The 18,946-nt window shown below is 68.6% G+C and carries 20 protein-coding genes; 5 read left to right on the forward strand and 15 right to left on the reverse strand.

Going from position 1 to position 18,946, the window contains the following annotated elements:
• Positions 1-284: 284 nt before the first annotated feature.
• Positions 285-1,160 carry a helix-turn-helix transcriptional regulator gene (locus BMG523DRAFT_RS19150; RefSeq protein WP_152987875.1) on the reverse strand — a complete coding sequence of 292 codons (876 nt, stop codon included), beginning with the start codon at positions 1,158-1,160 and terminating at the stop codon, positions 285-287.
• 76 nt (positions 1,161-1,236) lie between these two features.
• On the opposite strand from BMG523DRAFT_RS19150, the gene BMG523DRAFT_RS19155 reads away from it, so the two are divergent.
• Positions 1,237-2,079: an alpha/beta fold hydrolase gene (locus BMG523DRAFT_RS19155; protein ID WP_011438398.1), complete on the forward strand. Its 843-nt coding sequence runs from the start codon at positions 1,237-1,239 to the stop codon at positions 2,077-2,079.
• A 280-nt stretch (positions 2,080-2,359) separates the two neighbouring features.
• On the forward strand, positions 2,360-2,869 hold the full coding sequence (locus BMG523DRAFT_RS19160) for an ester cyclase (protein WP_023840033.1): 510 nt from the start codon (positions 2,360-2,362) through the stop codon (positions 2,867-2,869).
• A 177-nt stretch (positions 2,870-3,046) separates the two neighbouring features.
• On the opposite strand, the gene BMG523DRAFT_RS19165 is transcribed toward BMG523DRAFT_RS19160, so the two are convergent.
• From BMG523DRAFT_RS19165 to BMG523DRAFT_RS19190, 6 genes are all read right to left on the reverse strand, one after another.
• On the reverse strand, positions 3,047-3,568 hold the full coding sequence (locus BMG523DRAFT_RS19165) for an SAM-dependent methyltransferase (RefSeq protein ID WP_011438400.1): 522 nt from the start codon (positions 3,566-3,568) through the stop codon (positions 3,047-3,049).
• 58 nt (positions 3,569-3,626) lie between these two features.
• The gene (locus BMG523DRAFT_RS19170; RefSeq protein WP_011438401.1) at positions 3,627-4,055 is read right to left on the reverse strand and encodes a type II toxin-antitoxin system VapC family toxin; all 429 of its coding nucleotides are present in this window, start codon (positions 4,053-4,055) and stop codon (positions 3,627-3,629) included.
• Positions 4,052-4,309 carry a hypothetical protein gene (locus BMG523DRAFT_RS19175; protein WP_134351741.1) on the reverse strand — a complete coding sequence of 86 codons (258 nt, stop codon included), beginning with the start codon at positions 4,307-4,309 and terminating at the stop codon, positions 4,052-4,054. Before BMG523DRAFT_RS19175 ends, BMG523DRAFT_RS19170 begins: the two co-directional genes overlap by 4 nt.
• A 1,189-nt stretch (positions 4,310-5,498) precedes the next feature.
• Complete coding sequence (locus BMG523DRAFT_RS19180; protein WP_043591843.1) at positions 5,499-5,813, reverse strand: hypothetical protein; 315 nt, start codon at positions 5,811-5,813, stop codon at positions 5,499-5,501.
• Between the two features lie 817 nt (positions 5,814-6,630).
• Positions 6,631-7,260: a hypothetical protein gene (locus BMG523DRAFT_RS24800; protein WP_133056875.1), complete on the reverse strand. Its 630-nt coding sequence runs from the start codon at positions 7,258-7,260 to the stop codon at positions 6,631-6,633.
• Positions 7,257-7,910: an ATP-binding protein gene (locus BMG523DRAFT_RS19190; RefSeq protein WP_083494879.1), complete on the reverse strand. Its 654-nt coding sequence runs from the start codon at positions 7,908-7,910 to the stop codon at positions 7,257-7,259. Before BMG523DRAFT_RS19190 ends, BMG523DRAFT_RS24800 begins: the two co-directional genes overlap by 4 nt.
• 714 nt (positions 7,911-8,624) lie before the next feature.
• Between BMG523DRAFT_RS19190 and BMG523DRAFT_RS19200 the strand changes: the two genes are divergently transcribed.
• Both BMG523DRAFT_RS19200 and BMG523DRAFT_RS19205 read left to right on the forward strand, forming a co-directional pair.
• Positions 8,625-9,482: a DUF5753 domain-containing protein gene (locus BMG523DRAFT_RS19200; protein WP_035913236.1), complete on the forward strand. Its 858-nt coding sequence runs from the start codon at positions 8,625-8,627 to the stop codon at positions 9,480-9,482.
• A gap of 4 nt (positions 9,483-9,486) precedes the next feature.
• Positions 9,487-9,690, forward strand: coding sequence for a DUF397 domain-containing protein (locus BMG523DRAFT_RS19205; protein ID WP_035913234.1), 204 nt, complete (start codon positions 9,487-9,489; stop codon positions 9,688-9,690).
• Positions 9,691-9,804: 114 nt separating this feature from the next.
• On the opposite strand, the gene BMG523DRAFT_RS19210 is transcribed toward BMG523DRAFT_RS19205, so the two are convergent.
• The 7 genes from BMG523DRAFT_RS19210 to BMG523DRAFT_RS19240 are packed head-to-tail and all read right to left on the reverse strand — an operon-like array spanning position 9,805 to position 16,187.
• Entirely contained in the window at positions 9,805-10,563 is a 759-nt protein-coding gene (locus BMG523DRAFT_RS19210) for an NAD(P)-dependent oxidoreductase (protein ID WP_043591848.1), read from the reverse strand.
• Complete coding sequence (locus BMG523DRAFT_RS19215; RefSeq protein ID WP_035913230.1) at positions 10,560-11,288, reverse strand: coenzyme F420-0:L-glutamate ligase; 729 nt, start codon at positions 11,286-11,288, stop codon at positions 10,560-10,562. The genes BMG523DRAFT_RS19210 and BMG523DRAFT_RS19215 overlap by 4 nt, the downstream gene beginning before the upstream one ends.
• Positions 11,285-12,343 carry a hypothetical protein gene (locus BMG523DRAFT_RS19220; protein WP_043591850.1) on the reverse strand — a complete coding sequence of 353 codons (1,059 nt, stop codon included), beginning with the start codon at positions 12,341-12,343 and terminating at the stop codon, positions 11,285-11,287. Before BMG523DRAFT_RS19220 ends, BMG523DRAFT_RS19215 begins: the two co-directional genes overlap by 4 nt.
• Positions 12,340-13,218: a hypothetical protein gene (locus BMG523DRAFT_RS19225; protein WP_043591852.1), complete on the reverse strand. Its 879-nt coding sequence runs from the start codon at positions 13,216-13,218 to the stop codon at positions 12,340-12,342. Before BMG523DRAFT_RS19225 ends, BMG523DRAFT_RS19220 begins: the two co-directional genes overlap by 4 nt.
• Positions 13,215-14,429 carry a methionine adenosyltransferase gene (locus BMG523DRAFT_RS19230; protein WP_035913222.1) on the reverse strand — a complete coding sequence of 405 codons (1,215 nt, stop codon included), beginning with the start codon at positions 14,427-14,429 and terminating at the stop codon, positions 13,215-13,217. Before BMG523DRAFT_RS19230 ends, BMG523DRAFT_RS19225 begins: the two co-directional genes overlap by 4 nt.
• Positions 14,389-15,324 (reverse strand): Gfo/Idh/MocA family protein, encoded by a 936-nt coding sequence (locus tag BMG523DRAFT_RS19235; protein WP_043591854.1) that lies wholly within the window; start codon positions 15,322-15,324, stop codon positions 14,389-14,391. Before BMG523DRAFT_RS19235 ends, BMG523DRAFT_RS19230 begins: the two co-directional genes overlap by 41 nt.
• Positions 15,321-16,187: a sugar phosphate isomerase/epimerase gene (locus BMG523DRAFT_RS19240; RefSeq protein WP_035913239.1), complete on the reverse strand. Its 867-nt coding sequence runs from the start codon at positions 16,185-16,187 to the stop codon at positions 15,321-15,323. The genes BMG523DRAFT_RS19235 and BMG523DRAFT_RS19240 overlap by 4 nt, the downstream gene beginning before the upstream one ends.
• A gap of 115 nt (positions 16,188-16,302) precedes the next feature.
• Between BMG523DRAFT_RS19240 and BMG523DRAFT_RS19245 the strand changes: the two genes are divergently transcribed.
• Positions 16,303-17,478 (forward strand): hypothetical protein, encoded by a 1,176-nt coding sequence (locus BMG523DRAFT_RS19245; RefSeq protein WP_043591855.1) that lies wholly within the window; start codon positions 16,303-16,305, stop codon positions 17,476-17,478.
• 317 nt (positions 17,479-17,795) lie between these two features.
• Here BMG523DRAFT_RS19245 and BMG523DRAFT_RS19250 read toward each other — a convergent pair.
• The coding region (locus tag BMG523DRAFT_RS19250) for a recombinase family protein (RefSeq protein ID WP_083494880.1) at positions 17,796-18,946 on the reverse strand (1,151 nt) is incomplete at its 5' end.

Consider the following 18,946-nt stretch of genomic DNA (forward strand, 5'->3'; position numbering starts at 1 on the left):
CCCGGCAACCCGACCATCCACGCGACGTCCACACCCAACGACGTACCCTCGACCACGACGCACCCGTTTCCCCGGCGATCATTTCCTCAACAGTCATGATCTTGCCAGGGGCGGGNGCGTCACCGTTTCCGGACACCCTCGCCGTCACGTTCCGTCACAACCGTGAGGTTACGAAACGTCAGACGCCGAACACGGCTTCAGACGTAGTGCGCAGAGCCGGTTATGAGGGGCGAATGAGGGCGCCCGCAAGCATGACCTGGGCTTCCGATATCTGGTCAGATCGGTCAGAGGAGCTCCGCGGCGTCGGTTCCGCGTCTGCCGGACTGCCACATGATGGCCAGCTCGGTGCGTGACCGCACGCCGCACTTGGCGAGCACATGGGTGATGTGACGTTTGACGGTCCACTCCGAGATCCCGAGCTCCCGAGCGATCAATCTGTTGGGCCATCCATCGGCAACGTAGCGGGCGATTTCGTGCTCGCGGATCGACAAGACTATTCCCGCCGGCGCGACCTGATGTTCGAGATGGCTGCGCAGCAGGTACGACAACGTCGGCCGAAGTCCCCGCAGGAGTTCGTGATCTCTGCGATCGAAGGTGCGCCCGCCCGTCGCAACGACTCCGATGTAACCGTGAACGGGCAGCGAGGTATCCAGCCAGACGAGGATCTTGTCGCTGATGTCGTTTTGCGGCAAGAAATCCTCGAGGAATTCTCCGCATCTGTCGTTGCCGAGGGCCATCTCTGCCAGTTGCGGGAGCACGGCCTGGCCGTATTCCTGCATCAGTTGACGAGCGAACTTGTGCGCGAAGACATCTCGACCGGCATACCTGTCCAGGTAGCGTGCCATGAGCTCGGGAAGGATGCCACGAGTGCGGGGCTCGCTCAATTCCAGCTGCAATGACGGGTGGCGGCCGAGGGAGAAGGTGAGGTGCTCGTAGCCAAGGTGCGCCGAGAACGCGTCGAGGACGACGCTACGGAAGGACGGTGACTCGGTCGCACCGACACAGTCGTTGATCACCGCGAGAGTGCGGCGGTAGTCCGCAGCTTCCAGCTCCACGATGGCCTCCAGCAAACATGCGTCCAGCGCGACGTTACCCACCCGGAGAGACGCCACTTCCGAACGAATCACCATATCACTCGCCGCCAAGATTTTCAATGCCACCTAAGTGGCATTGAGGCGGACCTTCACGACAATCATTGTAGTGGTGCCGGTCACATTCTAGTCCAAGGTGAAATCCATGAAAGAGCATATCGTTACCGGGGCCGCGGGGGCACGACTACGAGTCCTCGAGCACAGCCCGGAAAAGGCGCCCACCGTCGTGCTGGTCCACGGCCTGTCGCTGAACGCGGGCGTGTGGGACCCGCTCGTTGCGCGGATCCAGAATTCGTTCCGCATCCTGGCGCCCGACCTTCGTGGGCATGGCCGCTCGGATGTACCCGAGGACGACACCTACGCGCTCAGCCGCACGTGGGCCGAGGACCTCGCGGCGGTTATCTCGCTCGCCGGACCGGGGCCGGTGGTTCTGGTGGCGTGGTCCTACGGCGGTCTGGTGGCTACCGACTTTCTACGCACCTACGGACAGTCCGGTCTGTCCGGACTGGTGTTGGTGTCCCCGTTGCGCAAGATCGGTAGCGCGGACGCCCTGGCGCTGTTGGGACCGGACTTTCTCGCGACAGCCGGTGGACTGACCTCGACCGACCTCGGCGAGGCGGTTCCCGCTGCGGGCGCGTTCGTCGATCTACTGCGCGCCGGGGACTGGGATCAGGCCACCCGCGAACGACTGCTCGGCGCCGTCCTCGCGGTACCGCCGCGGGTACGGGCCGCGATCCTCGGGCGCGTCGACGACGGCGATGAGGTGCTCGCCGAACTGACCATCCCCACCCGGATCATCTACGGCAGCGACGACACCGTCATCATCCCGGCCGCCTTCGCCGAGTTGGACACCATCATTGCCGCGGCGACCGTGACCGCGTACCCCGGCGTGGGGCACATACCGTTCGTGGAGAACCCCACACGCTTCGACACCGAACTCACCGAGTTCGTCGGCACCCTTTCATCTGCCACTGCTGCCGTGCGCTGACCGCAGCATCCACCCGATTATTCGGCATGGTGACGGACGCCGTGCCGTACCGAAGCTGGGCGAAGATAAGGGCCCACCGGTGAACGCGGGTCCGCATTCTGAAGAACGGCATTTATTCGACCGGTTCCGCACCTGCCCGCACCCGGTCGACGCTTTCACTCAGGACGTCTTCGTGGCCGTCTTCATGGTCTTCTTCGTGGGTCTTCTTCGCACTGGAGACGGACGGCCGTTAGAAACCAAGATGGAAAAGTAAACACCAATCAGAAAGGAAATCAATACCATGATCACTATTACCGTCGAGGAGCGGATTGCTCTGCAACGTGCGACCATCGAGGAGCACATTCGCCAGGAGAACGCCAAGGAGTGGGAGAAGGTCTACGACACCTTCGTGCGTGACGAGCGTTCCTTCTACGATGTCGTCCCCATGAGCACCCATTACGAAGGCATCCGGGGCGTGCAAGACTTCTACGAGGCGCTCACTGTCGCCTTACCAGACTTCGTCATCACCGTCACCGGAGAATACGACCTCCCCGGCTATTCCTGGCGAGAGGTGACTGTCACCGGAACGCATCGGAGCGAGTTCGCCGGTATCACTCCACAGAACCATGTGGTTCGCTTCGAAATCGCCGCACTCTACCTCTTCAGCGACGACAACCCCGGCAAGCTCATCGCCGAACGCGCGTACTGGGACAACGACTCGATCTTCCGCCAGATGAAGGGGGAGGCCGACGCCCCCCGCGGCGGAGTTGGCCTGACCGACCGCGAACCCATCCGCGCAACCATCGCATAACCCACATCCATGGACAGGGCGCGCCGTCGTAACGGGCGGCGGCGTTGCCCTGTCCTGCACAGGCAGGGAAGGCCGCCGAGGACAACAAAACGCGCAGGCGCGCCCTGGCGGCTGACCACCTACCGGCCGGGCGAGATCTCGCATATCCACAGTGTCATGGACGGCGAGGCGCGCGGGCTACGGTTTCCGGGCGATTCCGCCATACATGTACACGTGGGCATCGTCCAGCGCAGCCGCCTCCTCGTCGGGATGCCAGTGGTGGACGAGCACTACTCCGGGGTCAAGCAGTTCCAGCCCGTCAAAGAAACGCTCGACCGTGCTTTTATCGCGCGCGATCAGCGGAATGCCGTTGGCGTTGTATGCGGCCTCCCCGGCGCGAGCTTCCTCGGGCGCGCTGTCGGCCGTGGCGGTCGACAGCGCCAGGATGCTCCCCGCCGGCAGCGGGCGCATGAGCCGGTCGATGATATCCTGAACGATCGCGTCATCAGTGATGAACTGCACGATCGCGATCAGACTGACCGCCATAGGCCGGCCCAGGTCGAGAGTTTCCCGCAGTTGCTCGGGCTCCAGGATCCCCTCCGGGTTGCGGAAGTCGGCGTCGAGATAGGCGGCCCGGCCCTCGGGGGTACTGGCGAGCAGTGCTCGGGCGTGCACCAACACGATGGGTACCACCCCTGGGCTGCACATGGCGTCCGGCATCCGGTCCTAGCGCTCTTATGCGTGCCAGTGGAGATCGCTTCGTCCTGGTGCGTGGAAGTCAGCCGAGGGTCGTAGGCAGAAGCTCAAAGGCGCCGCAGTGGCTGGGAACGACGATCTGGAAGTCCTTGCGGTCGACCGTCGCGACCTTGGGTGTGCCCAGGCGTTCCGCTGTAGCGACTACCGCGGCGTCGACTGCGTCGAGCGGAAGATCGGCATAGCGCCGCACCAGTTGGGCAGCGCGGTCGAGGTCCGCGGCTGTCGGCGCCTCCACGTCAAGCTCTCCGGCCGCCAGTGACTCCAAGAACGTGGCGGCCAGTTGCGGCGTTCCGTGCCCCCGGCGCGCAAGCAGGTAACAAACCTCGGTGATGACCATCGCGGGAACTACCAGGGGCTCGGCGGCCGCCACGAGGAGGTGGGCACACGATTCATGGAACTTGTCCCGCTTGTTGATGGCAGCGACGAGTACACCGGTGTCGATAACTATCACCGGTCTGGCTCGCCTAGCTCCTCGTGAAGGATTCGAGATGAACGTTCAGCCAGATCGCGTTCACCATCCATGATCCCGATGAACGACAAGCGGCGCCCCGGTGTGGCTGCGCTGTCGTCAACCTGCCGTGCTGACTCCGTGGCCGGACGCGAGCCGAGCATGCCACCCAAGATCACATAGAGCGCCTCCACCTGGGTAGGCGCAAGCCGATCCACCATCCGGTGCACATCGGCCACATGCGGCGCGGTTGTCATGGTGCCAGCGTAGCCCGCTCGGACGGGGCGGTAGCGCGTCGTCGGGACGGATGCGCCGTCCCTGCCGACGCGTCGGGACGTTCCTGCGGGCGTTGCTGTGGGGTCATGCCCGTCCGCTCGAGAAGGTCGCCCGAGCGGTGACCGCCGCGCTGCCGCGCCACGCGCCGGTGCTGTTCCGCCTCGTCGACGAGGCTCTGGCAGTGCGGTGGCCGGCGCACTGCGTCCGAGCCGCGCGACGTGTGCAACTCGGGTACGGACCAAAGGCCGGGCCCGGCTACCTAAAGATGCTGGTGAGACGCCCGAATCTACGCCGATACGATCGGTACCACCCCCGGATTGCACATGCAACCCGGGGGTGGCCGTCTTGCTATCTATGCGCTGGTACGTGGACGGCGGCGCTTCCTACCTGGGAGGCGGGGTGGGGGTGGCCGTCGGACAAGTACGCCCGCGATGAGAGTGGTGGCCGCTTTCGGGACGGGTGGGGCCTCGGCGAGGGTCTCGGTCAGCCAGCGTGCCAACGCCTCGGCGTCATCGCCGTGGGACGTGGCGTGTGCGTGCGCATCCTCGGGGTTCTCGGGTTGGTCGTGGTCTGGCGGGGTGGGCTCGGCCGGTTCGGGTAACGCGGGCGGCCCGCTGGCGGTGGGCGGCGGGGTGGTGGGAGCGGATGCGGGCGAACGGCGCAAACAGCCTCCAACACGAACATCCGGCCGGGCCGGATGGGCCGGTCGGCCGGAGGGTGGAGCGGGGCAGGGCAAAACGGGCCCTACACCTAATACAACGATTCGATCACCCCGAGAGTTCCTGTAAACACAGGCAAACGAAGGCAAACGGCTACAACAGCGGAATGCTGGCCGGTGCAGCGCGGGTCCGTGCTGATCCCGGCCGTCGGGACCCGCTGGGCTGTCGGGCAGTCCTGGAAGGAAGTAGCGGTAGCGCAGGCAGCGGGGGGCCATCCCTGCCGCAGGCCCGTTTCGCGGCGCCCGTCCTGGGCGCCCGCTACCCGCTACTTCCATCGAAAGCCCAGCTCACGGCCGGTGCGGGCGGGCCGGGAAGGTACGCGCAGCCGCTACCTGGTAGCGGACCCCCCGCTACCTCATCGGCCCCCGCAGACGCCGGGGACAGCGGCGGGCAACGGCGGGTGCGCGGTGGTGCGGTGGCCTCGTAGACCACGGTGGTTCCCTGGCTTGGTTTAGGCGGCGGGTGGTCGGCGGACGAGCACGCCCGCGATGAGCGCGGCGGCGGCGGGTGGGACCGGCGGGGCCTCGGCGAGCGTCTCGGCGAGCCAGCGCGCTACCGGCCCGGGGTCGGTACGGTCCGCTTCTGCGTCGCGGGCATCCTGTGCGTCGGCTGGAGAGAGGGGTGTCGGTCCGTCGCCGTCCCGCGCCGCGGTGGCGCTGTCCCTGCCCGGGTCCGCTGTGCCAGTCCGCGGTGGCTTGTCCGCGGTCGGGGGACCGTCGTACGAGTCTGTGTCGGCGGGACGGGGAAGGCGGGACGGATCGACCACGGCACCTCACAGCACAGGCGGCGGGAATGCGGTGAATAAAAGTTAACCGCACTATCCGCTTTCGCCAAGCGTGCACGTTTCGCCGATCAAACCCACCGGTGACCAAGATTTAATAGGATGCCAGGAACGGCACTGAGTCTTGGCCCACTCGGGTACGTGCCAGATGCCCGCTGAGCTCTTGGCCCACTCGGGTACGTGCCAGATGCCCGCTGAGCTGCACCGATGCACCGTCTCAGGTGTACCCACTAAGCAGGTACACGGTTAGGGCCCCCGTCAGGCCCGCGGACAGGGCATCGGTTGGGACAAGCCGCAATTCGGAACATTCCCACACAAAGCAGGCATGGATATGTGACTGAGATCACTTGGTGTAGGGGTTCCCTCTGGGTCTGCTGGCGTCTGCGCCGGACGTCACGTTCAGCGACGTCGACGCCTATGGTGTCGCTCGGCCGGTAAGGCACACGAGCTGTCCTGTCATCGGGGAACGGCGCGGAAGGTGCCACATTACGCGCCCGCGGTCCACGCTTATACTTTTCAACAGTACCCGTTGGGTATTTAAGTCGCGGAGTGCTTGGGTGGGTGCGAAAGGTGCTGCGACCTGCGCCAGCGCGGTATTGCAGACCCGCCCATCTTTACGGGTGGTCCAGTGGGCGGGCCGGTGGGGGGCCCGGTGGGCGGACGGACAGGAAGCCGCACAATTCCGGCCGAACGGTGCGTATCGGTCATGGGGCGTGGGGGGCGTCGATGCCCAGCGACCGGGGCCTGATCGGGGTTACCCGGCGGCTGGGGTCGGCGGGCGTGGCCCGTGTGGTCCCGGCTGTCACTCGTGGCGGCCGGGGACACACCAGACGATCTCGACGGATGTGACCACATGCGCGTACATCGCGCGGGCATGGTCGACGTCAGCGAAGGTCCCCCACAGGTTGCCGTCGGGGCTCACGAGATTGACATGGTCGCGGGAGGCGAGTCCCCACGCGAGGATCTGGACATCCTCGCTGTCGTCGACGAGCGCGAACAGGCGCGGTGCCTGCCTGGCGACGAACGCCGCGACCGGTTCCGCCGGTCCCGGCGCGGTGGCGGGCGGACGGGGGTTGGTCTGTCCCGTGTCCCTGGCTACGGAGTGGTGGAGGCTGGCAAGCGTCACGGGTACTCCTTTGTGCCGGCTGGGGGTGCGCTGTGCGGGGCGGGCACCGGCGAGACCGAGAACGGCCGAGGCTGCCGCGTCGACCTGACGACGCAACGCGGTGAGGTCGACGGTTCCGGCCTGTGTGGCGCGGTCGTAGGTGTCCAGGGCGGTGCACAGCGCGGCCCATCTGGGGGAGGCCGGATCGATCGGGGGGACGAACAGGCCGAGCACTCGCGTCACCTGGTCGGCGGGCGCCAGGTCGCGCATCCTGGCGAGCAGCACCACGGGGCGCAGATGCTCGGGCACGGTAGGGCGGCCGGTCATCGGCGTACGGCTTCCGGTCGGGCCTGGCCGTGACGGGAACCGGTCGCCGTCCGATCTTTCGTACCGGCGGGACCGGGGGACGGCCGGTGCCAGTCGTCGAGGCCGCGCAGCGCGTCCGCGACCCGCCGTAACGTCGGCGGATCGGTGCGGTAGACGACCGGTGCCACCGGCTCCGGCCCCGCAAGGGGAGTCCGTGCCGGCAGCGCCGCACCTACGTCCGTCGCCTGCATCTGGGGTCGCAGCCCGCCGGGGATCTGTCCCCAGACGACCTTTCCGCCGGATCTGACCCGATACCAGGACCATTGGGTGCACAGCGCGTCGACCATGAGCAGGCCGCGCCCGTCCTCGCTGAACACGTCCGGGCTCGTGAGCCGGGGACCCGCGGCGCTGCCGTCCCACACTTCGACTAGGACATTCCCGCTGGTCGCGGTGAGCCGTATGGCCACAAGATCACGCGGACGGCTCGCCTTGACCGCGTTCGAGGCCAGTTCGCAGACAACGACTTCGCAGACGTCCACGGCGGCCGGGTCCACCGACCACCCGAGCAGCGTACGGGCGGTGCTCGTACGCACCTCGGATACGGCGGCGGCGGTCGGCGGGAAGTGCGCCACGGCCACCCGAATCACAGACGACGGGTCGGTCGCAGTCATACCGAACCCCTCGGGTTGCGGCCAACGTACGGCTGAGAGCACGGATGCCGGTGATCGTGACGTTCATGTGCGGGTGTACTGTCCGGTGCCGCCGCCGATGGCGTGTGGAGTGACGGCAGGTCGCAGCCGGGCAGGACGGCGAACTCAGCCCACGCCACCAGCTCGCAGCGCGCGTGCGACAGGCGGCGGCTGACCTTCGCGACACGATCGTCAACGGTCAGGGGAAGACGGGTATGTGCCTGCCGCATGCGCCCGTGCGCCCACTGGTGGGCGGTGTCGAAGTCGGCGAACGCTTCGAGCGGCCGTCCGTCCGCGTCCCACACTACGAACCGGCGGTCAGCTATAGCCCTCTCCCCTCGGTCTGCCTTGACAGGCTCCTGCCTGGTCTCTCCCGAGTCGTCCATCACGCTCTCCCTGCCATGCCGTTGCCAGTGGAGGTGGGGGATCGGCTCCCGGCACTCGGGGGCGGCGCGCCGTGAGGGCCGGGAGCTGATCGTGACGGGGCGCACCCGGCTGCCTCCATCCCGCCGAGTGGGGGTGACGGAGTGCTGATGGGAGCGTGCCCGCTGGGTAATGATGGAGCCTGACGGTTTTAGATGCAAGTGCATCTGTACTGTAGTTGTGGTGGTGTGGTCCTACCCGACGTTGGAGGATGAGGGGTGGGAGACTCGCCCAGGGGGAAGGCCAGTCAGACGTTCCAGGCAGGAGGAAGCGTTGGCGCGTCAAGCGTCGGGAACTACCGTCCGCAGCCGCCGGCTCGGTCGAGAGCTACGCCGGTTGCGTGAGGCGGCCAACGTGTCCGTGGAACGGGCGTCGGAGGTGCTCCGCTGCTCCGTGCAGACGATCTATCGCCAGGAGAACGGCGCGGTGTCGGTCAGGCTGAAGGACGCGAACGATCTTCTTGCTCTGTACCGCGTCACCGACGACGCGACGCGCGAAGCCGTCCTCGAACTGGCGAAGACCACGACCCAGCAAGGCTGGTGGCGACCGTACGGTGATGTCGTGCCCCGGTGGCTCCAGGTCTACATCGGGTTGGAAGGCGACACCACGGAGATCAAGGACTACCACTCCGCAGTCGTGCCAGGTCTCCTCCAGACGCGGGACTACGCCAGTGCCGTCATCCGTACGGACTGGCTTGCCGGTGAGGAAGAGGTGGCGAAGCGTCTTGACCTGCGGGCCGACAGGCAGGCAAGGGTGCTCGGCACGAACCCGCCGAAGGTGGACGTCGTCCTTGACGAAGCCGTGCTGCGGCGACCAGTCGGTGGCCGGAACGTCCATCGGGCCCAGCTCGACCATCTCCTGGAGGTGGGCAGCCGTGACGACGTCACGATCCAGATCACGCCGTACAGCATCGGCGCGCACCCCCCGCTCGGTACGCCTTTCACGTATCTGGGGTTCACCGACGAAGACGACCCAGATGTCGTGTACATAGAGATCCCGACCGGAAGCCTCTACATCGAGAAACCGCACGAAGTGAGGCACTACCGGGAGATCTTCGATCGGCTACAGGCGAAGGCACTGTCGGCCGAGGCGTCAGCCGACAAGATCGCAAGTGTGATGAAGGAGCTGTGAGGGGATGAACACCGAACTTCCGGGCGGGCTGACCTGGGTGAAGGCGACCGCGTCCAACGATAAGGGAGCATGCGTCGAGGTCGCCGAACTGCCCGACGGCGGCAGAGCTGTCCGTCACTCGCAGGACCCAGACGGCCCAACGCTGCGCTACACCGAGGCCGAATGGGCAGCGTTCCTGGACGGCGCGCGCAAGGGCGAGTTCGACTGAGGCCGTGCCGGCCGGCGGCCGTCTCGGAGATAGATAGGGCGCGGCTTGGCGCAGCACCGAGGACAGGATCTGGCCGATCGGCAACCGGGCACGGTGAGCTGCTTCATCACGCTCCTACGCCGTGGGGAGTTCGTCTTCGGCGAAGACGCCGCCCATGAAGCGGTCGGTCAGCGGGCCAGGCTCGGAGTGCTTGTCGGCGCTGTCGGCCGGTTGGTAGTCGAGGACGTCCCAGCCGGTGCGCGGCCACCACGACTCGCTGTTGTTGGAGGTGCCGTACACGGCGAGGAAGGGGCAGGTCAGGGGGCGGGTGGCAGCGGTGTAGAGCAGGGTGGTGGCATCGCGGGGGCTCAGCCAGGTCGCCTGGTGGCGGGGTTCGTCGGGGCGGGTGCGGTAGCTGCCTATCCGTATCGCCACGACCTGCATGGTGGTCTTGTAAGCGTAGAGGTGACCGAGGGCCTCGGCGGTCACCTTGGTTACGGCGTAGAAGCTGTCGGGGGCCAGCAGCGCGGTGGGGGCGCCTATGGGATTCAGGCCGGTGACGTGGTGGCTGCTGGCCAGCACCACGCGCGGAACCCGCCCGCGGCGGGCGGCCTCCAAGACATGGTGGGTGCCGGTGATGTTGTGTTCCACCATCTCGGCGAACGGCCCCTCCTGGGTGATCCCGGCAAGATGCACGACAGCGGATGTCCCGGTGGTGGCTTTCTCGACCGCGTCCAGGTCGCGCAGGTCTGCTTGGACGAACTCGGCACCCGCGGGCGGCCCGCCGACGGGAAGTCGCTGGTCGAGCAGCCGCAGTGGGACACCGTGGGCAGCCAGATCGGCCGCCAGTCGGGTTCCTATGGTCCCGGCCGCGCCCGTGATCAGCAAGGTCACGGGCGGTGATGGAGCATCGACGCCACGCCCTCGTCGCTGCGCGAGTAGGAGATGCCCCGCAGCACCGCGACGGGGGCCCCGCGGCCTCGCTGCCCGAGGATGATCCCGGCCGCTGCGGCGATGAGGTCGGTGAAGGTCTCCTCCTGCTTCTTGCCGCCGTGCCCGGTCGTGCGTAGGGGCGCCACGCCCGCCGCGCCGATCGAGATGACGGTGGCCCCGCGCCGGTCGGCGCGGCCGTCGGAGTCCGCGATCACCACGGCAATGTCTGCGCCGGTGGAGGAGAGCAGGGTGTCGCGCAGAGCGCGGGCGGAGGCGTCGGGGTCTATCGGTAGCAGCCATGCGCCGTCGGTGCCGGCACGGTCAATCCCGGCTGAGGTGAGCTGGTAGCCGAGTGTGTGCCGGGCGATGATCGGGCCTTTCTCGGTGGCCAGGAAGTAGCTGTCGCTGGCGTCCAGGATCAGTTGCGCGATCTCGGCGGGCTTACCCGTCTTCGCGGACAGTTCCAGGGCCTCCGCGTTGGGGGTGACGCTGGCGAGGTCGACGTAACGCTTCTCCGCGGTGCTCACGGCCTTGGAGGCGACGACCATGACGTCCCCGTCGTGCAGTTCGGTGCCGGTGTGGGTGAGGACGTCGGCGATGGTGCTCGCGAGGTCGTCGCCCGGCTGGAGTTCAGGAAAGGGCTCCAGGGCGAAGGCGGAGAAGCCGGAGGTCGGGGCGGCGGTCATTGTCGGGCTCCTGGGAAGGTGAGGACAGCGGTGTGCAGGCGAGCGTGGGCGACGGCGAGCGCCTCGGCCCGCTGCCAGGTGGCGGCGTGCTGCCCGCTGGTCAGCCAGTCGATCACGCGCCGCAGGTAGTGAGGCCACAGCCGGCGGGCCGCGTCGGGCGCCGGCGTGCCGGTGGTGACGGCGTGCCAGGCATCTGCGGTGGCCTGCGGCCAGTGATGTTCATCGTAGCCGCCGGGGTGGGGGCCGAAGCTGTCCAGCGTGGCGCGCATGGACCGAAGGCGGGCGGTCTCGATGTCGCGGTCGGCGGTCCGGTAGAGCGCCGGTTCGCTGTCCGGTGGGATCGGAGGCGGGGTGCCTGTCGCGGTCAGGTGTAGGAGGACGGGGACGGCTTGGTGGTAGATGGCGGGGAGGTGGGGGAAGGAGCCGGCGTGCTGCTTGGGTGTATCGAGCCGTACGGAGGCGATGGGCCCAAGCCGGGCGGCGGTCAGCAGGAGGAAGGCGTCGATGCCGTACCCGTCCACGCACGCGGAGACCGCCGGGGGTAGTGCTCCGACCGCGTGGAGGACGGCGGTGAGGGCGTCGCGGGAGAGGGCGAGGTCTCCGGCCAGCGGTTGGGGAATGTCGTGACCGGTGGTGGCGGCGATCAGTGGGCGGGCAAGGTGGTTGGTGAGGTTGGCCTCGTCCCAGTGCCGTGGGTAGTCGGCGATTGCGACGGCACCTCCGGCCCGCACCCGTTGCAGCAGTGCGGCGTAGGCGGCCGGGTCCGGGTTGCGGGTATCGGTATCGGCGATCAGCACCGTATCGGCGCCGGTGAGGTCCAGGCGGCGGACGGCGGCCAGGATCTGGGCGCCCTTGCCCCGTACCAGGTCGGTCAGTGGCACCTTGACGGCCCGGGTGCTGGTGGCGGTGAAGCGTGCGGTGGTGTCCGGGGAGTCGGAGGAGTCGGCGTGCACGATGACCGCGGACGTGTCGCCGAGGGCGGTGTCGACGGCGGTGGTGACGGCGGTGATGGTGGCTGGCTCGTTGCGGCTGGGCAGGATCACGGCGGCGTTCACCTCGTCTCGGCATCCTGGGTCAGCAGGCCGGCGGCTGTCTCGGGGTTGGGCGCGTACAGGTACTCGAACTGGCAGTCGGCCAGGGCAGCGATCATGCGGCTGCGCCAACGGGCCAGAGTGGGTGTGTCCAGTGGCCACACCGGCCCGTACGGCAACCCGGCAACGCCGGTGATGGGGGTGGGCAGGCCGGAGATGTAGCGGGCCAGCATCTCGTGCAGCCGCAGCCGCTCGTTCACCGACAGCGGCAACGCGGGCGTCAGCGACGCCGGGACCAGCACCGGGTGAACAGCCAGGCGTACGACCCGGCCCAGCGGGACCGGCGCGGTGGCGAGCGGCTCCAGCACGTGCTGGGGCTTCGGCGCGAGTGGCCGGCTCGGGTCACGGACGGCGGCGGTGGACTTGCCTGGCCACACCTCCAGCACGCCCTCGTCGCTCTCGCCGAGGACAACCAGGTCGTCGCCGGCATGGGTCCAGCCCCGAGCCGCGAGCACGAACGCGGTGGACGTCTTGCCCGCACCGTTCGCGCCGAGGAGCAGCACCGCCCGCCCGTCCGGTGCGATCAGGGCGGTGGCGTGCACCGTAACCTTGCGTCGCTGCTGGCGGACCCGCTCGGTCGCGGTGTAGGTAACGTACGCCAATGTGTCCGAGGCGGTCACAGCCGGGGGCAGCCGAAGGCACACGGTGTCTCCCGCAACGGTGACGGCCGCGGCCCCCGTGGTGACTTCGACGTCCACCGCCTCTGTGGCGGGGGTTGCGGTCAGGGTCCATCCGCCGGGCAGTGCCCGCTCGGCGGTCCGCGCGGCCGTGATGTCCAGGTGCTCGGGCAGGGTGAGGTGGGCGCAGACGTGGCCGGTGGCGAGACGGTGCGCGCTCATCTGACGGTCCGCTCCAGCTCGGCCAGCAGCTCCCCGACCGGCGCGAGGGCGGGCAGGTACCGGCCGGACAGCAGCTCGCCCATCCAGTCCGTCCGGGACAGCGTGGCCCGCACTAGTTCCTCGGCCTCTCCTGGTGGCGCCCCCCTGCCGGCGATGATCTCGACAGAGGCGGGCTCGTCGTAGGGGGCACCGTTGCGCCACAGCAGCGCGACGCGGCACGGCCCGAACTCGGCAGCCACCGCGCGGGCGGCCTCATCGGCGAGCCAGCCGCCTACCTTGCCGACGTGGTAGGCCGGGTTCTTCCCGAACGTCGCCTCGTTCCCGGCCAGGTGGGCGCCGCTGATCACGCCAGTGCGGGCGTTGCCCCGGCCCACCAAACCGTCCTCGCCGTAGTCGACGGCCGACCCCGACAGTGTGAAGTACTGCCCCGACAAGGGGCCGGTGCGGCTGCCGCGGGTGTTGCACACCACCGTCGCCCGGCTCTGAAGATGCTCCTGAAGCACCGCGGTCAGTTCGCCGGCCACGTCGGTGACCGTGTCGTGGAATTCCGCGGAGCTGGCCAGATACCCGGCCAGGGCGGGCACGCACACCGTCACCGTCCAGGTCGCGCCGTCTCGGACGACGAGGGCCTTGATGTCGCTACCCGCCCACGGCAAACGCCGGAACCACGCCTCGGCCAGTAGCGCCACGGTCTCCGTGGCTGTCCGTGGGGCCGATCCGACGAGGTAGGCGGTGTCGTTGGAGAACGCGATCGGCCTTTCGGGCAGATCGTCCAGGGAGCGGGGGGCGAACCAGTGGGGGAACTTGGAGGAGTCGGTCGTCTCGTGTCTCACCTCCAGCGTTACCCGGTCGAAGCCCGGCAGGGCGGCATGCAGGTGGTCGACGGCCGCCTGTTGGAGGATCTCCCGCACCGGCAGCGGACGGCCCGCGAAGCTGGTGGAGATCCGGCCACCGAAGACAACCCGCAGCGGCCGGTCGTAGACACCGTCGGTATCGGTGAAAGCGGCCCGGCCGCCGAGCACAGCGACCTTGTCCAGGTTGTGATGCAGCACCGCCCCCGCCACCTCCAGGCAGTGCCGGCTGTAGCGGATGGAGGCGAGTTCCGCGATACCGTCGGCGAGGGTATCGGGGTGGCCGATCCCTTTGCGTTCGACGACCTCGACGGGCAACTCATGCGGCAGCGGTGTGCGCGGCGCGAACAACGCGGGCATCGCGGTAGACACGGTCGATCACCTCCAGTGGGCGCCGCAACGCCGTCAGCGGGAACAGACAGGGGTGAGCTGGGCGCCCGTCGGTGGCGTCCAGCACCGCGGCGTACATCGCGCGCCGCAGCTTCTCGTGCGTGGGGGCGGCGGCTGGATCGCCGAGTCCGGCTTCGAGGTTGCGACCGCGTACCTCAAGACGGCGTCCGTCGGTGAGGTGGAGAACGAGTTCGTGGGCCGGCGGCCCAGAGTGGTCGACACGGGCGTCGATGTGCACCATGGCGCCACCGGACAGCGTGATGGTGGCGGTGACGTGATCCTCCGTCTCCGCCAGGCCCCGGCGATGCACTACCTCTGCGTCGACCGCCTCCATGTCGCCGGGCAGCATCCGCAAAGCGAGAGTCAGGCCGTGGATGGCCTGCTGGTGCAGAACCCCACCGGCGGCGGCGTAGGTGCGGCGCCAGCCGCGGAAGTAGCTGGGGTCCCGCCGCACGGCCAGCAGCACCTCGGCACGGGTGACAGCCGGACGTTCGACGAGCAGAACATCAAGGCCGGGGGCGAAGTGCGGCTGAAATGCTACGAAGATCCGCCCGTCACCCGGTCGGGACGCCAAGGCAGCCGGGTCGGCGGTGCCGGGCTTTTCCATGAGAACGATCGCCCCGGCTTGGGCGGCATCCCGAGCCGCGACAAGCGCGGTCCCCGGCGGGCAGGCTACCACCACCAGATCCGGCGTCACGGCCCTCAGCGCCGCCCGCCAGGAGGCGAAAAGCGGGACGTCGAGCGGTAGTTCGACGCGTGGGCCGGGGTCAGCGACCCCGATGACCGCCAGGTCAGGCGCGCCAGCCAGGGCGGTCAGGTGCTTGGCTCCGACTTCTCCGGCTCCGACCAGCAGCACCCGCTTCACGCGACGCCGCCCGGGACGGCCGACCGCAGGAACGCGGCCCCGGTCGCGAGCGCGTCGGCGGGGGTGTCACGCACATGGGTCTCCAGCCCGTAAGGCAGCGCCGGGCGGGCCGCATGCAACAGTGGCAGCACCTCGGCGTAGGGCACCACGCCCTCGCCGGCAGGGCAGAACACCCGGCCGCCCCCGTCAGCGGGCCGATAGTCCTTGACGTGCACGTATGCCACATACGGGGCCAGGGCGCGGACAACGTCGCCGGTGGCCTGGCCGACCTCGTAGAGGTTCGCCACGTCCAGCCAGAGTCCCAGGCCCTGCCCGTGATACCGATCCAGGATCTCCAGCAGCGGCTCGGCGTGGGCGACGGTGCACACCGGCTCGTTCTCCAGCAGCAGCCTCACCCCGGCCGTATCCGCCGCGTCCAGGGCCTTGGCCAGCAGCGGGTCACCGGACATCCGCTCAGTCAACTCCGGGTCGACGCGCAGATGAGAGAAGATCCGCACGACCGGGGCCCCCAGGATGGCGGCGGCCTCCAACGCCCGCTCGATCCAGCCCAGCCGTTCCTCGGGCGGGACCTGGGTCGGGAAGCCGAAGGTGTCCACCCGGCCGGGCCGAGCCTCGGGTCGGCACCATTTCCACAGCGGTGAGGCCAGCGCCGCCACCTTCAGGCCGCGTTCGTCGGCCAGGGCGCGAATGCGCCGTAGTCGATCGACGGGCAGGGTCACAGCATTGGCTCCCCCGGCCGAGCGGATCTCCAGATGCCCGATGCCCAGCGTCGCCGCAAGATCCATACCCGGCGCCGGGTCGGGGCCGAGTTCGTCAGGATTGAGTACCAGGGTGTTCGTCGCCGGTCCGACAGCGGCGTACATGGCCACCTCCAGAGGTGAGGAGCCACCACTGTCCCCGTGGGTCATGCAGCGGCGACATCCCGCCAGTTACCCCAAGATCCGGACAGATCCAGGCCGTTGGACAACCCTTGGACACATGGCGTTTTCCCCCGCCCGGGTCTCTCCGGAGGACATCCGCGCTGAGCTGCTGCGGCTGCGCCAAGGGCCCGCTCTCGGTCATCCTGGGGCGGTCACCGCGCTCAGCGACCCGCTCCGCGCGCTGCTGCTCGTCCGAACCCCGCCACTGTCGAACGCGGTGAGCGAGACGACACGCCTGGTAGCAGCTCTGCGCAGAGCGATCGACGCATTGACCCCGCACGAGCGCCGCTATGCCGCTGCGGATTTCAACCTGCTCGGTGAACACTCCTGGCCCAGCCTGACCGAGCGGCAGGAATCCCTCGCCCGAGTGCTGGGCTGCTCAGCCAAAACCGTACGCCGCCACGCTGGACAGGCCCTGGACACCCTCGCACTGCTCATTGCCGATGGCTCCTACCTTGCCGGACCGCCCCCGCCGGGCAGCGACGCCCCCGCCAGCGTCGCGGGGACCGCCCCGGGCGACGGGACAAGCCGGTTCTTCGGTATCACCGCCACCTCCCGCGTGGACGTGATCTGCTCCGCTCTCCCCGCCGCGGACCCGGCCCGGCAGCGGCCGAGCGAGCCGCTGTACGCCCGCTATGCGGGCTTCGCCGACCTCGACGCCCTGTTCTACGTCCGCGTCCACTTCGCCCAGTACTTCCCGGCCGCGACCATCCGGGACTTCCACCCCGGCGAGTACTACAACGCCGAACCCGACAGCCTGATCGTCCTCGGCGCCCCTGAGCGCAACACCGCCTTCGCCGAGTTCGGCCCCCACCTGCCCTACCGCTTCACCCCGCCGCCGGACCCGGCCATCACCTTTCCTGGCCACGGTCAGGTCCGCTTGACCCCGCTGTGGGCACCCGAGGGCGAACTGGTGGCGGATCTGACCGTCATCACCCGCCTGACCCTCAGCCAGGGCACCACCGTGATCCTGCTCGGCGGCTGCCTGACCCTCGGCGTCCTGGGGGCCGCCAAGTGCCTGCTGAACGGCGAACGCGGCCCGCGCAACACCGCCTACCTCGACGACCTCGCCCCCGGCGGCGACCTCATCGCCGTCACCGCCACCCGCAAGGTCGGCGGCATCACAGACACCCCCGACCTGACCGCCGTCGAGCCGCTTCTGCTGCTGACCCGCGACACCGCGGACGGCTTCACCACCCGCCTGGACAACACGGCCCACTACACGGGACGGTGACCTCGCCCATCCCGGCACACAAGATCGCCGTGCAGGTTGCATGCCCCTCTGGTAGCCATGCCTGACTAGCAAATTCGGGTCATTGATCGCTGGCATGCCGCCCAGCGTCACAGCGTCGCAGGTCAGGACCGGTCCGACCGGTAGTGCCCCGGGCAACGACTCCGCTACCCGTAGCCGCTACCTCTACCCGCGCCGCAATCACCGGGGGGCACAGCGCCCCCAGCAATTCAACGCGCCAGCGTCGCTCTCAGGCGCCAATGCGGGCAGATACGACGAAGCCCCCGGCATCTGCCGGGGGCTTCGCTCGGTGGGAGGGACTACCGGGGGTCGTTGAGGTCGCGCCACACGATCCGTACGCGCTGCACCTCATCGCCTTCGATGGTTCCATCACCGCCGATGATCACGCCGTCGATCAGTTGGGTGAGGATCACCCGCTTGGCCGCGATGTCGTCTCCCAGCTCATCCCAGCCTGCGGCGCCGTCCACGGGCAGCGTGGCGCGCCGTCGCGCGCTGGTGTGCCTGCGGGCCTCGGCCTCACGGATCTGGCGGACGATGGCCTTGTGGGCATCGTCGTCCATCTTCCCGGATGCCCACCGGTCCGCCAGCGCGCTCTTGCGGGCCTCCAACGTCGCCAGCTCAGCGGCGGCCGGGTCTTCCGTGGCGACGGGTTGGAGCACCAGGTCGTCGAGACGCTTGCGCACGGCGAGGCTCACCAACTCGACGAGGAAGCTTTCTCCGATCCGGACCTTGGCCGCACAGCGGCCGTTGCGGCGCTGGCAGTACAGCCGCTTCCCGTTCGCGCCGTTCCCGGTCAGCTTGTGCCCGCACGAGGCGCAGTAGACGAACCCCGCCAGCATGCGCCGAAGCTTCTGCGCGTTGGTGTTGGTCCGCCGCGAGGCGTCGGTGAGGATCGCCCGGATCTGCTCCCAGGTGTCGACGTCCAGGATCGCAGGCCACTGCGCCTCACCCATGACCGCGATGGTGCCCGTGCTGCGGCGGGTGGCACGGGTCTGGTAGCCACGCATGCCGATCAGCCGCGGGTTGACCATCATCTCCTTGACCGTGGTCGGGTCCCACCGGCGACCGGTCACGGTCGCCACGCCTTCGGCGTTGAGCTGGCGTGCGATGGCCCCCAACGGCATGCCTGCCAGCACATCGGCCGCGATGCGGCGGATAACCGCCGCCTCGTCCGGCACGAGGGCGTAGAAGTCCCGTACGGGCTTGCCGGCGTGGTCGGTGCCGACGATCGGCCCGTAGCCGTACGCCCGGGGTCCGCCGTGGTGGCGGCCCTGCTCTGCCCGCTGCTGTGCTGCCCGTGCGACACGCTCCGCCGTGCGTTCGGCCTCGCCCGCATCGATCGAAAAGATGATGTCCGCCATCATCCGGCCGTCGGCGGAGGTGAAGTCCATGGTGGTGCCCCGGACCGGAATCAGCCGGACGTTGCGGGCCTTGAACAGCTCGATCACGC

Source organism: Frankia sp. BMG5.23 (assembly GCF_000685765.2).
Classification (GTDB): Bacteria; Actinomycetota; Actinomycetes; order Frankiales; family Frankiaceae; genus Frankia; species Frankia casuarinae.